Below are 12,442 nucleotides of genomic sequence, written 5' to 3' on the forward strand. Positions count from 1 at the left end.
CAATAAGAATACCGTGCTAAAACTTCTAAAATTTGTACTTCCTCCTCTATTTGCCGGTTTAGGCATTGCTTTTTTAGTGGTTTTTTTTAGCCCTAACATGCGCACTGCATTGCTACCTAATGTGCCGCTACCTAGTGCAATGACTGCAAGTCATTTGAGCTTTTCTGATGCAGTTAAGCGCGCAGCGCCATCGGTTGTCACCATTTTTTCAGAAAGCATTTCCAAAGAGCCACGCTATAAACGCCAAAATACGGTGCAAGAGCTTGGTTCTGGGGTGATCATGTCACCTGACGGTTATATTTTGACTAATTACCATGTGATCAATAATGCCGATCAAATACTGGTTATTCTTACTGACGGCAGACGTTTTTTTGATGTGCAACTCATTGGATTTGATACTATTACCGACTTAGCATTATTAAAAATAAATGCCAATCACCTGCCAGTTATCCCTGTTAATGATAACTACAGTTCGAGTGTAGGCGATTTGGTGTTAGCCATCGGAAACCCACTTAACTTAGGGCAAACCATTACTCAGGGGATCATTAGCGCCACCGGTAAACAAAAAATTACCGACAGTCCTTACAATAACTTACTGCAAATGGACGCTGCTATTAACGTAGGTAACTCTGGTGGTGCACTGGTAAATTCTAATGGCGATTTAGTAGGGATCACCTCTGCCCAGTTTAAAACCCGTGAAAACTTAAATATACAAGGGATCTTTTTTGCGGTGCCTTACACCTTGGCAAAAGAGGTAATGGGTAAGCTTATACGCCATGGTCGTGTTGTACGCGGCTATTTGGGCTTTGAAGGCACAGCTGTAGACAGTACAGGCAAAGAGGTCAATGATAGCTTAACGCCTGTTGCAGGCATGCGTATTACCAACCTAGACCCTTTAGGTCCTGCATGGCAGGCGGGTATAGAAGAGCAAGATATTGTGATTAAAATTGCTGGGCTTTCAGTGGCTAATCCACAAAATGTATTGAAAAAAATAGGCAGTACCGAACCGGGGAAAGAAATTGAATTTGAGCTTTACCGTAACGGTGAAATACAAAAAATAATGGTGAAAGTAGCAGAGCTTGAAACCAAGCTATAAAGCGCTTATTTATACTTTGGCATTAGACATAAAAAAACGCGATAGATCATCGCGTTTTTATGTAACCTGAACTCTGGTTAAGAGATTTACTAACGTATTGAATCAAAAAATGATATTTATGTTTATTTTTCTCTAGCCAGAGATTTCCAGTGAAAACAAGGCGAAATTACGCGTCAATAGCTAGCCTATTGCAAGTAAATTCAACGCAGTTAGCGCTGAAAATAGCTGCTTGAGATAGATTTATTATCCAGAGTTCAGGTTACGTATTAGTATAACTAATTGCTTTTGCGTTTGATGTTAGCACCTAGCGCACTAAGCTTATCTTCAATACGCTGATAGCCTCTATCTACATGATAAATACGATCAACAATCGTTTCGCCTTGAGCCACAATCCCCGTTAGAATAAGACTCGCTGATGCACGAAGGTCAGTTGCCATTACTTGCGCACCCGATAAGCTTTTTGTTTCACCACAAAAGGCCGTATTGCCTTCTAAGCGAATATTAGCGCCCATACGTTGTAGCTCAGGCACATGCATAAAACGATTTTCAAAAATAGTTTCGGTAATAGTCGCACTACCATTAGCCACCACATTTAATGCGGTAAACTGCGCTTGCATATCGGTTGGAAAACCAGGATGAGGCATAGTTTTAATATTCACCGCTTTAAGCTCTCGGCCTCGCATGTCTAGATAAATACTGTCATCGTGCACTTCTAATAACGCATTGGTTGCACGTAGTTTTTCTATTACAGGCTCAAGTGAGTGAAAGTCGGTCATTTTACATAGTACTTCTCCGCCAGCCATCGCTGCAGCCACTAAAAAGGTACCTGTTTCAATACGATCCGGTAATATGCGGTGTTCACAACCTGATAAACGCTCAACTCCTTCAATCTCAATACGGCTTGAGCCCGCACCACTGATTTTAGCCCCCATAGCAATTAAGCAATTGGCTAAATCGATAATTTCTGGCTCGCGGGCAGCATTTTCCAGTACTGTTTTACCCTCGGCGAGCGTTGCCGCCATCAGTAAGTTTTCAGTAGCACCTACGCTGATCATTTCCATGAAAACTTCAGCGCCTTTTAAGCGACCATCTACTTTGGCATTAATATAACCGTTTTCAACGGTTATTTGAGCGCCCATACGCTCTAAGCCTTGAATATGAATATCAACCGGGCGCGCACCAATAGCACAGCCACCAGGTAAGGATACTTGTGCCTCACCAAATCGAGCGACTAAAGGGCCAAGTGCAAGCACTGACGCACGCATTTGCTTCACTAAGTCATAAGGCGCTAACGTGCTATTTACCGTTGCACCATCAATAATGAGTGAATCGCCCTGCCACTGAACATCAGCGCCTAACGTTTTCAGTAAGGCTTCGGTCGTGATGATATCGCGAAGATGTGGTACGTTAGTAAAAGTACTTTTACCATCAGCTAATAAAGCTGCAAATAGAATCGGAAGAGCTGCGTTTTTAGCGCCAGAAATAGTTACTTCACCAGCCAGTGAAGTGCCACCTTGAATTACAAATTGATCCATTTAAGGGGCCTTATTTATTGCGGTAAAATAAATTTTTGCTCACGTTTCCACTCTGTCGGAGTAAAAGCGCGGATAGAAACAGCATGAATGGTACCGTCTGAAATGGTGTTCATTAATGGCCCATATACTAGCTGTTGCTTTTTAACACGACTTAATCCGTCAAAGCATTCACCGACAGCGATTACTTCATAATGACTGCCATTGGCTTTTACATGTACTTCAGCTAACTGAAGTTCGTCGCGTAATAATGTTTCGACTTGACTCGTTTCCATAACTCTCACTCAAATAGGGTTGTAACCTGGCCTAACTGCATAAGGTTTTGCAGTTGTTCAGGTGGGTTTTGCAATTCAAGGCGAATGCCTTGCTGCTTAAATTCTGTAAAAGAGTGAATTAACCAAGCTAAGCCGGCTGTGTCAACCCTTGTCACCTCACTTAGGTCAAAATAAAGGGTTTTATGCTCAGTTTGTCGCTTGGTATTCAGAAGCCGTTCATTGCCAATTGAATTATGAGTCAATTCACCACTGACTCGTAGATGCTGTTCATCGACTTGGCTGATTGCCAATTTAGTCATTTGTGTCACTGCCTCTAAACTGAACCGGTAACTTACTTTTTTGCTCTAACAGGTCGCTAACGTGGTCAATACCTTGTTGGCGTAAAATGCCCTGAAACTCACTTTGTTTTGCATCAAGTAAGCTAATGCCTTCAGCAATCATATCGTAAGCGCGCCATTCGCCACTTCTATCTTCACGTACTTTAAAATCAATTTTAATATCAGGCTTACCGGCTTCTACAATTTTGGTTTTTATCACCACCACATCTTTGCCTTTAAAGGGCTGCTCGGCAGCAAATTCAACTTGTTGATTAGTATACTGGGTAAAAACGCCAGCATAAGTGGCAACAAGGTACTCTCTAAACGCGCCAATAAAACGCTGAATATCTTCAATTGCTTTTGCTTTTTCTGCTTTGTCGGTAATGGCGCGTACCTTAGATACTTCGCTACCTAACACTCTCAGTGCAGCATATTTGTAGTCAATGTAAGGCATCAGTTCTTCTTCAACGATGACCCGTAAATGCTCTTTATTAGCGGTTATTAACGGCTGGTCTTTGGTAATACGTTCAAAGGTATTATCAGCAACCTGACGTACCATTTTATTAGGATCAGCCAATTTCACCTCACCGGCATGTACACTTTGTACTAGCGTGACAGTTACTAATGCGATACTTGCTAAAAATGTTTTCAACATAATAATTACTCACTACCTTGGTTGAATAAAAACTGGCCTATTAATTCTTCTAGTACCAATGCTGACTTGGTATCTGTAATAGAATCGCCGTTAGCTAATGCTTTACTTTGAACACCAAATAAATCGTCAATGGCTTGATCTTGTTCGCTGTTCGCTACATCTTCGCCTAAGCATCGCTGTTTAGCTGAATCTGATGCGATAACGGGGTGAATCCCTAAATATTGTTCACCTAAAATACCCGAGGTTAAGATAGAGATGGAACTAGTGTCTGAAAAACGACACAAATACTGCGCATCAATGCTCATATTTACTACTGGTAAAAACTCTTGAGGATGCACATAAATTGACTCTACACGACCAATAACAACGCCGCCCACCTTAATGGGTGCACGTGTTTTTAATGATCCTATATTTTCAAACTTGGCGTTCAATGTGTAGGTTTCACCTGAGCCGCTAATACCCGAATTAGCCACTTTGAGCGCCAACATTGAAAATGCCAAAATGCCCAATGCTACAAAAAAACCAACTAAAATTTCTAATTTCCGTGAATTCATTATTTAATACCCTATTAGCTGGTAAACATTACCGCTGTCAAAATAAAGTCAAAACCTAATACCGCTAGTGATGAGTGCACCACTGTCTCTGTTGTTGCCTTGCTGATCCCCTCTGATGTGGGAACACAGTCATACCCTTTGTAAAGTGCAATCCAGGTAACAACAATCGCAAATACGATACTTTTAATTAAACCGTTTAGTATGTCTTTTTCAAACGACACCTGAGATTGCATAATTGACCAGAAACTTCCCGTATCAACGCCTAGCCAATCAACCCCCACTAAATGAGCACCAATAATAGCTACAGCAGAAAAAATAAGTGCCAACATTGGCATACTGATCAAACCAGCCCAAAACCGCGGCGCTATAATTCGTCTAAGCGGGTCAATGGCCATCATCTCAAGTGACGATAACTGTTCGGTGGCTTTCATTAAGCCAATTTCAGCGGTTAACGCACTGCCTGCCCTACCGGCAAATAATAACGCGGTTACTACAGGTCCAAGCTCACGTAATAAACTAAGTGCCACTAGAGGCCCTAGACTGTCTTCAGCGCCATAATCAACTAAAACAGTATAGCCTTGCAGAGCCAATACCATGCCGATAAACAATCCTGATACAACAATGATCAATAATGACTGTGAGCCAACCATATATAATTGGCGCACGAGTAAGGGCGTGCCTTTTTTAAAATTGGGTACATGCCATAACGCACTTGCCAGCATTTGGGTTGAACGCCCCAGTGCAGCAAAACGGCCCAGCGTTTTATGGCCTATTTTTTGTAGTAAATCCAACATTACTGCTGCTCTCCTAACAGTTCATCTGCATAGGTTTGTGCTGGATAATGAAATGGCACTGGACCATCTGATAACCCTTTTAAAAACTGTTGAACAAGTGGTGATTCGTGTTCTCGCATCTGCTCTGGTGTACCACTGCCTATAACGCCTTGATCAGCAATAATAATAACGTGGTCGGCAATACTCATTACTTCTGTCACATCGTGCGTGACAATTAAAGAAGATAAGCCAAGTACTTCGTTTAAAGATTTGATCAGCTTAACTAAAACCCCCATTGAAATAGGATCTTGTCCTGCAAAAGGCTCATCATACATAATAAGTTCAGGATCAAGCGCTATAGAGCGAGCCAAAGCTGCACGACGTGCCATACCGCCAGATAACTCTGAAGGCATTAAATCTTTAGCACCACGTAAGCCAACAGCTTGTAGTTTCATTAATACCACTAAACGGATTAAATCTTCACTGAGCTGCGTGTGCTCTCGAATGGGGAATGCAATGTTATCGAACACCGACATATCAGTAAATAAGGCACCGCTTTGAAATAACATACTCATGCGTTTACGTGCCGCGTAGAGTTCTTTGCGCGACATAGCGACAATGCTGTCGTTTTTAAATAAAATATCACCGGAGTCTGGTTTAAGCTGGCCACCTATTAGGCGTAGCATCGTGGTTTTGCCAATTCCGCTTGGCCCCATAATGGCAGTAATTTTACCCTCAGGTACGTCAAAGCTCATATTTTTATATATGACCCTATCGCCTCTAGAAAAGGTAACATCCTTGACTTCTACTATTGATTGCGACAAGTCGCTCTCCATAACAATACTCTCTCATATTTCTATTTTAAGGGTTTTTTAACCAATATGGAAAAAACAATTCGTAAGATTTTGTAATAGTGTCGCAAAAAGAGTTATAAGGTTGATTCAAGCAGCCTTAACTTTGGCTTAAAATTGCATATAAAAAGCGCCAAAGAATACTTAAAATAACCGCCTAATGTATTACACCTTATTCTTTTATTTATACTTTTATGGTGGCTTTTGTTACTATTCGCACTATCTGAATTTACATTAATTGGCTTATCATAATGGTTACCTCGTTTGTCATTTTAATTCTTGGTTTTGCGGCTCTCGTATGGAGTGCAGACAGGTTTGTTTATGGTGCAGCAGCACTGGCTAAAAACTTTGGCGTGCCAACGCTAATTGTAGGTTTAACCGTGGTAGCTATGGGCTCTTCAGCGCCTGAAATGATGGTATCGGCTTCAGCAGCTTTGGCAAATAAAACCGATACTGCCGTGGGTAATGCAGTTGGTTCAAACATCACTAACATCTTATTAGTTTTAGGTATTACTGCCCTTTTAAGACCCTTATCAGTATCTTCAAGTACGTTAAAACGTGAAATTCCACTGGTACTGCTGGTCTCCATTGCAACTTGGTATATTTTTTCAGATAACTATTTTTCATTTTTTGAAGGTGCAGCCTTATTATTTGGCTTTGTTGTTTTTATTGGCGGACTTATTTTTGTCTCACTGCGAGCTAAAAACCAAGACGATCCGTTTGTGAGCGAAGCCTGTGACGAAGTACCTGACAACGTACCAACCAAAAAAGCTGTTTTTTGGCTGGTAGTGGGTATGATTTTACTGCCGGTTAGTTCACACTTTTTAGTTGGCTCAGCCGTTGATATCGCAAAATATTTTGGCTTAAGTGACTTAGTTATTGGTTTGACCATTATTGCTATAGGCACCAGCTTACCTGAACTTGCAGCTTCAATTGCAGGTGTACTTAAAAATGAAGATGACTTAGCGCTGGGTAACATAGTTGGTTCGAATATTTTTAATATTTTAGCGGTATTACCGCTGGCAGGATTAATTAATCCATCGGTTATCGATGCTTCGGTAGCTAACCGTGATGTTATTATTATGATTGGCGCAACCTTGGCGCTAATTGCTATGTCATTGAACTTTAGAGGTCAAAGACGTATCAATAGAATAGAAGGTGGCTTGCTCATCGTCGCATTTATGATTTACCAAGGTTATATTTTTAGTCAAGTAGGATAGCCCATGGCAACGCTAAACTTTATTCAACAAGGGTTACGTGTTCTAGAGATTGAACGCCAAGCACTCAGCGATATTACACAATACGTTAATGAAAGCTTTAACCAAGCCTGTCAATTAATGTATGACTGCTCAGGTCGTATTATTGTTATTGGCATGGGTAAATCAGGTCATATTGGTAACAAAATAGCCGCCACTCTTGCCAGTACCGGCAGCCCCGCATTTTTTGTTCACCCAGGTGAAGCAAGCCATGGTGATTTAGGAATGATCACAGCAAATGATGTGGTTATCCTCATTTCAAACTCTGGTGAAACCAGCGAAGTACTTAATATTATTCCGGTATTAAAGCGCATTGGTGCCAAAATGATTGCCATGACAGGCAACCAAGGCTCAACCATGGCAACATTGGCAAATGTGCATGTGTGTATTAAAGTTGAACAAGAAGCCTGCTCATTGGGCTTAGCACCTACTGCAAGTACCACTGCCACACTCGCTATGGGTGATGCCATGGCGGTGGCATTATTAGAAGCACGTGGCTTTACTGCTGATGATTTTGCACTATCGCACCCTGGTGGTAGCTTAGGCAAGCGATTACTCTTAACTCTTAAAGATGTTATGCACAGTGGTGCTGATACGCCTATCATTAACGAGACGCAAACGATTAAAGATGCCTTAATTGAAATGTCGGCCAAAGGACTCGGCATGACCGCTATTGTTGATATTGACCAGCAATTATCAGGCCTGTTTACCGATGGCGATTTACGCCGTATTTTAGAGCAACGTATTGACATTCATAGCACAGAAATTAATGTTGTGATGACTAAATCATGCACAACAGCCACACAAGACATGCTCGCGGCTGAAGCGTTAAATATTATGGAACAAAAACGTATTAATGGCTTAATTGTAATTAATGAGCATAATCAACCGATTGGCGCACTAAATATGCAAGACTTACTTAAAGCGGGAGTGCTATAAATGCAATTTGAAGATCTCTATCAACCGCTAAGTGATGATGCAAAGGCGCGCGCAAAAAAAGTAAAGCTATTAATTTGTGATATTGATGGTGTATTTTCTGATGGGCGTATTTACCTTGGAAACCAAGGTGAAGAACTCAAAGCATTTAACACCAAAGACGGATTTGGTATCAAAGCCCTGATTAACAGCGGTTTTGAAGTCGCTGTGATCACCGGGCGCCATTCTCATATAGTGCAGCAACGTATGAGCAGTTTAACCGTACAACATATATATCAAGGCCAAGAAGACAAACTTATAGCCTATCAAGAATTAAAACAAAAATTAGCGCTTAGCGATGATCAAATTGCTTATATAGGTGATGATGGCCCAGACATGCCAGTAATGGAGCAAGTCGGTTTTGCGGTTGCCGTAAACGATGCTCATCCACTTATTAAACGTTTATCACATTATGTAACCCAACTACCCGGCGGTTTTGGTGCGGTAAGAGAGCTGACAGACTTACTTATGCTCGAAAATAGCAAGCCACTGACTAGCCAAGGAACGAGTTCATGAATGTAGCGCGCATTATACTGAGCGTTTTATTCATAAGCTGTATGGTTTGGCTCTGGTATCCTTATTTTACTAAGGTTGATATTACTGCAAGCGAAGAAACACAAGTTATTGCTAAGCCTGATTATACCGCTATTGAGCTAAAACAAACGGCTTATGATGAACAAGGTAAAGTGAGCCATAAGGTAACTGCGGTAAAAATGGAGTTGTATCAACAACTCGGTTTTACCTTTTTTGAAAAGCCTATATTCACTTTATACAACGAGCAGCAAACATGGCGTATTAACGCCGATGAAGCCACCCTCTACGACGACCGTCAACTGGTGTTAGAGGGTAATGTAACCGCTCAAAACTTAGTAGATAACGCCATGATCGATACGATCACCGCCCAGACCATCAATGTTGATATAAAACTATTAACCATGCAATCACAGCAGCCTGTCGTTATTACAGGACCTAATTTAAAAATCACAGGTAAAGGCCTTGAGGCCGATTTAAAAACCGAGGTGATTAAACTTATTAACCATACGCGAACCCTATATTATGACCAATAACCTATTTAAAATTTTAATTGTTCCCTCACTATTAATTGCTTTTAACAGTAATGGCGCTGAACCTGCTGAAGCCCCCGCTGCGAATCAAATTTCAATTAGTGCAGATAAACAAGAAGGCCAATTAAAAGAAAACGTAGGCATTTTTGAGAAAAATGTTGAAATTATTCATGGTAATCGCCGTATCACAGCTGACCGTTTAGAAGTGCATAAACGCGATAACCTAGGCGATAACAAACAGTTATTAATTGCCACAGGCAGCCCTGCATATTTTGAAGAAACACAAGCTGATGGCACCATAATGAGCGCCAGTGCTAATGAAGTGCGTTACGATGTGTCGCTGCGTTTTTTAACCTTAATCGGCGATGCAAGCATTGCTCAAGCAGGTCAAAAAATAACAGCTAAAAGTATCACTTACGATATCGAGCAGCAGTTAATTAGCGCAGAAAAAGACGAAAACTCAACAGACCGTGTACACACTATTTTAGTGCCTGTTGAAAATAAAAAAGAAGATGATAAAGGCCAACCATGAGCACATTAAAAGCAGAGCTATTAGCTAAAAGCTACAAAGGTCGTGAAGTGGTGAAAAACGTTGGCCTAGAGGTTGAAGCTGGCAGTATTGTGGGGTTACTTGGCCCTAATGGTGCAGGTAAAACCACCACCTTTTATATGATTGTAGGCCTTGTACCTAGCGATAAAGGCAAAATATCAATTGATGATAAAGATATTACTTTATTACCGATGCACAGCCGAGCGCGTTTAGGGATTGGTTATTTACCGCAAGAGTCGTCTATTTTTAGAAAGCTGACTGTTTATCAAAACTTAATGGCTATCTTAGAAACACGTAAAGAATTAAATAAACAACAACGCGAAGATACTTTAAATAATTTACTTGATGAATTTAGCATTCAGCATATCCGCGATAGTCAAGGTATGGCTTTATCAGGTGGTGAACGTCGCCGCGTTGAAATTGCTCGCGCGCTTGCAGCAAACCCTAAATTTATCCTTTTAGACGAACCCTTTGCGGGGGTTGATCCTATCTCAGTATTAGATATTAAAAAGATTATAGAGCATCTTAAAAACCGTGGCATTGGCGTCCTTATTACAGATCATAACGTGCGCGAAACACTTGATGTTTGTGAAAAAGCCTACATAGTTTCTCATGGGGAGTTAATTGCATCAGGCACTCCTGAATACGTATTAAACGATAAAACAGTACGCGATGTTTATTTGGGCGAGCAGTTCAAGCTCTAATATGTGTGTTATTCCACTAAGCATCTGCTAAGATTAATCATACTTAGGTCTGTTGACCTATCAAGGTTGAATTTGCAGCAGTCTGTTTGGTATTTAGGCAAGGCAGAGCCTATGTGGTGTGGTATTTCCCCATAAATAGGCGATAACGCAGCATCAATGCCAAACAGGCGCTGCCCTTCGGGTTCTGCCTAGGGACGATTTACTCTTTGTTGCTCGGTTTTGACTTAGCCCACTAGGTTACAAACCTCGCGCCGCAATTAAACCGCCCCTGGTTTGAACAAATTTTAATCGTAAAGGTCAACAGACCGTAATTTAAAAGGATTGTTAGAGATACATGAGGCAATCATTACAGCTGCGCATGGGCCAGCAACTTACAATGACTCCACAATTGCAACAAGCAATTCGCTTATTGCAACTCAGTACATTGGATCTCCAGCAAGAAATTCAAGAAGCGCTCGATAGCAACCCCTTGCTTGAAGTTGAAGAACACGATTACAGCGAAGACACTGCAGGTAAAAACGAACAAAAAGCCGATAACGATGACTTAACGCTAAGTGCCTCAGCTGACGATAAACCTAGCGAGTATGAGCAAGATAGCGGCGAAGCAATGACCAAAGACACCATTAGCGATGATATGGCTATGGATGTTACTTGGGATGAATATATGAGTGCTGCGCCTGCCTCTTCATCGGGCCCAATGCCAGAAGATGAATCTATTTATCAAGGCTCTTCGACTGAAACGCTGCATGAGTATTTAATGTGGCAACTTCAACTGACGCCGTTTAGCCCTACCGATGAAGCGATAGCTATTGCAATTGTAGAAGCTGTGGACGACTCAGGGATTCTAACCCTTAGCTGTGAAGAAATATTAGAAAGCTTTAACCAAGAAAACGACGCCGAAGATGAAGTTGAACTTGACGAAATAGAAGCGGTACTAAAGCGTATTCAACTATTTGATCCAGTGGGAATAGCCGCGCGTAGTTTACAAGAGTGCTTGTGTATTCAGCTAAATCAATTTGATAAAGACACACCTTTTTTAAACGAAACAAAAATGATCTTAACCGATCATATTGATTTACTGGCTGCGCGTGACTATCGCACGTTGATGAAAAAAACAAAGCTTAAAGAAGATGAGCTTAAAGAAATCATGACGTTGATTCATACGCTCAGCCCAAAACCGGCAGACACTATTGTCAGAGAAGAGTCTGAGTACGTTATTCCTGACGTGTCGGTTAAAAAAGTAAAAGGCCGTTGGGTGGTTGAACTAAACCCAGATAGCATGCCTAAGATCAGAGTAAATAGCCAATATGCAGCTATGTCGCGTACGGTTAAATCAAGTGGTGATAGCCAGTTTATTCGCTCGCACTTACAAGAGGCTAAATGGTTTATAAAAAGCTTAGAAAGTAGAAACGACACGCTGCTTAAAGTAACTAACTGTATTGTGCAGCAACAACAGGCCTTTTTTGAACATGGTCCTGAGGCGATGAAGCCTATGGTACTTAACGATGTGGCTGAAATGGTGGAAATGCACGAGTCGACTATTTCACGTGTTACTACGCAAAAATACATGCACACACCACGTGGCATTTTTGAGCTTAAATATTTCTTTTCAAGCCATGTAAGTACTGAAAATGGTGGCGAATGCTCATCAACAGCAATACGAGCATTAATTAAAAAATTAATCGCTGCAGAAAACTCAGCTAAACCATTGAGTGATAGTAAAATTGCAGATATATTGGCAGAGCAAGGAATTAAAGTAGCGAGGAGAACTATAGCAAAATATCGCGAATCTCTAGCTATTCCCCCGTCTAATCAACGTAAAAGTTTGATTTAAGGCGTA

General features: G+C 41.1%; 15 protein-coding genes. 8 read left to right on the plus strand and 7 right to left on the minus strand.

Annotation, left to right across the window (positions count from 1 at the left end):
- The first annotated feature begins 13 nt into the window (after nt 1-13).
- Nucleotides 14-1,096, plus strand: a complete 1,083-nt coding sequence (locus tag MTN96_RS14830) for a trypsin-like peptidase domain-containing protein (protein ID WP_013463993.1) — start codon at nt 14-16, stop codon at nt 1,094-1,096.
- A gap of 275 nt (nt 1,097-1,371) precedes the next feature.
- On the opposite strand, the gene murA is transcribed toward MTN96_RS14830, so the two are convergent.
- Genes murA through MTN96_RS14865 form a run of 7 tightly spaced genes read right to left on the minus strand, consistent with a single transcriptional unit; the run spans nt 1,372 to nt 6,038 of the window.
- Nucleotides 1,372-2,631, minus strand: a complete 1,260-nt coding sequence (gene murA, locus MTN96_RS14835) for a UDP-N-acetylglucosamine 1-carboxyvinyltransferase (protein WP_036981232.1) — start codon at nt 2,629-2,631, stop codon at nt 1,372-1,374.
- 14 nt (nt 2,632-2,645) lie between these two features.
- Nucleotides 2,646-2,903: a BolA family protein gene (locus tag MTN96_RS14840; RefSeq protein WP_007378312.1), complete on the minus strand. Its 258-nt coding sequence runs from the start codon at nt 2,901-2,903 to the stop codon at nt 2,646-2,648.
- Between the two features lie 5 nt (nt 2,904-2,908).
- Nucleotides 2,909-3,202 (minus strand): lipid asymmetry maintenance protein MlaB, encoded by a 294-nt coding sequence (locus tag MTN96_RS14845; protein ID WP_008465119.1) that lies wholly within the window; start codon nt 3,200-3,202, stop codon nt 2,909-2,911.
- Complete coding sequence (locus MTN96_RS14850; protein ID WP_069438866.1) at nt 3,195-3,875, minus strand: phospholipid-binding protein MlaC; 681 nt, start codon at nt 3,873-3,875, stop codon at nt 3,195-3,197. The genes MTN96_RS14845 and MTN96_RS14850 overlap by 8 nt, the downstream gene beginning before the upstream one ends.
- Before the next feature lie 5 nt (nt 3,876-3,880).
- Nucleotides 3,881-4,429 (minus strand): outer membrane lipid asymmetry maintenance protein MlaD, encoded by a 549-nt coding sequence (gene mlaD, locus MTN96_RS14855; protein ID WP_069438865.1) that lies wholly within the window; start codon nt 4,427-4,429, stop codon nt 3,881-3,883.
- Nucleotides 4,430-4,443: 14 nt separating this feature from the next.
- Complete coding sequence (gene mlaE, locus MTN96_RS14860) at nt 4,444-5,223, minus strand: lipid asymmetry maintenance ABC transporter permease subunit MlaE (RefSeq protein ID WP_013463989.1); 780 nt, start codon at nt 5,221-5,223, stop codon at nt 4,444-4,446.
- Nucleotides 5,223-6,038: an ATP-binding cassette domain-containing protein gene (locus MTN96_RS14865; protein ID WP_013463988.1), complete on the minus strand. Its 816-nt coding sequence runs from the start codon at nt 6,036-6,038 to the stop codon at nt 5,223-5,225. The genes mlaE and MTN96_RS14865 overlap by 1 nt, the downstream gene beginning before the upstream one ends.
- Nucleotides 6,039-6,304: 266 nt before the next feature.
- Between MTN96_RS14865 and MTN96_RS14870 the strand changes: the two genes are divergently transcribed.
- From MTN96_RS14870 to MTN96_RS14900, 7 genes are all read left to right on the plus strand, one after another.
- Nucleotides 6,305-7,273, plus strand: coding sequence for a calcium/sodium antiporter (locus tag MTN96_RS14870; protein WP_033104260.1), 969 nt, complete (start codon nt 6,305-6,307; stop codon nt 7,271-7,273).
- Between the two features lie 3 nt (nt 7,274-7,276).
- Nucleotides 7,277-8,248 carry a KpsF/GutQ family sugar-phosphate isomerase gene (locus MTN96_RS14875; protein ID WP_248532110.1) on the plus strand — a complete coding sequence of 324 codons (972 nt, stop codon included), beginning with the start codon at nt 7,277-7,279 and terminating at the stop codon, nt 8,246-8,248.
- On the plus strand, nt 8,249-8,800 hold the full coding sequence (kdsC, locus tag MTN96_RS14880) for a 3-deoxy-manno-octulosonate-8-phosphatase KdsC (protein ID WP_036981223.1): 552 nt from the start codon (nt 8,249-8,251) through the stop codon (nt 8,798-8,800).
- Complete coding sequence (gene lptC, locus MTN96_RS14885) at nt 8,797-9,351, plus strand: LPS export ABC transporter periplasmic protein LptC (RefSeq protein WP_036981221.1); 555 nt, start codon at nt 8,797-8,799, stop codon at nt 9,349-9,351. The genes kdsC and lptC overlap by 4 nt, the downstream gene beginning before the upstream one ends.
- Nucleotides 9,341-9,880, plus strand: a complete 540-nt coding sequence (lptA, locus tag MTN96_RS14890; protein ID WP_036981218.1) for a lipopolysaccharide transport periplasmic protein LptA — start codon at nt 9,341-9,343, stop codon at nt 9,878-9,880. The genes lptC and lptA overlap by 11 nt, the downstream gene beginning before the upstream one ends.
- Nucleotides 9,877-10,602 carry an LPS export ABC transporter ATP-binding protein gene (gene lptB / locus MTN96_RS14895; RefSeq protein WP_013463982.1) on the plus strand — a complete coding sequence of 242 codons (726 nt, stop codon included), beginning with the start codon at nt 9,877-9,879 and terminating at the stop codon, nt 10,600-10,602. The genes lptA and lptB overlap by 4 nt, the downstream gene beginning before the upstream one ends.
- Before the next feature lie 334 nt (nt 10,603-10,936).
- The gene (locus tag MTN96_RS14900) at nt 10,937-12,436 is read left to right on the plus strand and encodes an RNA polymerase factor sigma-54 (protein WP_036981216.1); all 1,500 of its coding nucleotides are present in this window, start codon (nt 10,937-10,939) and stop codon (nt 12,434-12,436) included.
- Nucleotides 12,437-12,442 lie beyond the last annotated feature (6 nt).

This window comes from Pseudoalteromonas sp. 2CM28B (assembly GCF_023161935.1).

Coding starts and splice junctions, on each gene's coding strand:
- murA (WP_036981232.1), bottom strand. CDS start 2,631: ATGGATCAATTTGTAATTCAAGGTGGCACTTCACTGGCTGGTGAAGTA.
- lptA (WP_036981218.1), top strand. CDS start 9,341: ATGACCAATAACCTATTTAAAATTTTAATTGTTCCCTCACTATTAATT.
- MTN96_RS14840 (WP_007378312.1), bottom strand. CDS start 2,903: ATGGAAACGAGTCAAGTCGAAACATTATTACGCGACGAACTTCAGTTA.
- mlaE (WP_013463989.1), bottom strand. CDS start 5,223: ATGTTGGATTTACTACAAAAAATAGGCCATAAAACGCTGGGCCGTTTT.
- MTN96_RS14870 (WP_033104260.1), top strand. CDS start 6,305: ATGGTTACCTCGTTTGTCATTTTAATTCTTGGTTTTGCGGCTCTCGTA.
- kdsC (WP_036981223.1), top strand. CDS start 8,249: ATGCAATTTGAAGATCTCTATCAACCGCTAAGTGATGATGCAAAGGCG.
- MTN96_RS14900 (WP_036981216.1), top strand. CDS start 10,937: ATGAGGCAATCATTACAGCTGCGCATGGGCCAGCAACTTACAATGACT.
- MTN96_RS14845 (WP_008465119.1), bottom strand. CDS start 3,202: ATGACTAAATTGGCAATCAGCCAAGTCGATGAACAGCATCTACGAGTC.
- lptB (WP_013463982.1), top strand. CDS start 9,877: ATGAGCACATTAAAAGCAGAGCTATTAGCTAAAAGCTACAAAGGTCGT.
- mlaD (WP_069438865.1), bottom strand. CDS start 4,429: ATGAATTCACGGAAATTAGAAATTTTAGTTGGTTTTTTTGTAGCATTG.
- MTN96_RS14865 (WP_013463988.1), bottom strand. CDS start 6,038: ATGGAGAGCGACTTGTCGCAATCAATAGTAGAAGTCAAGGATGTTACC.
- MTN96_RS14875 (WP_248532110.1), top strand. CDS start 7,277: ATGGCAACGCTAAACTTTATTCAACAAGGGTTACGTGTTCTAGAGATT.
- lptC (WP_036981221.1), top strand. CDS start 8,797: ATGAATGTAGCGCGCATTATACTGAGCGTTTTATTCATAAGCTGTATG.
- MTN96_RS14850 (WP_069438866.1), bottom strand. CDS start 3,875: ATGTTGAAAACATTTTTAGCAAGTATCGCATTAGTAACTGTCACGCTA.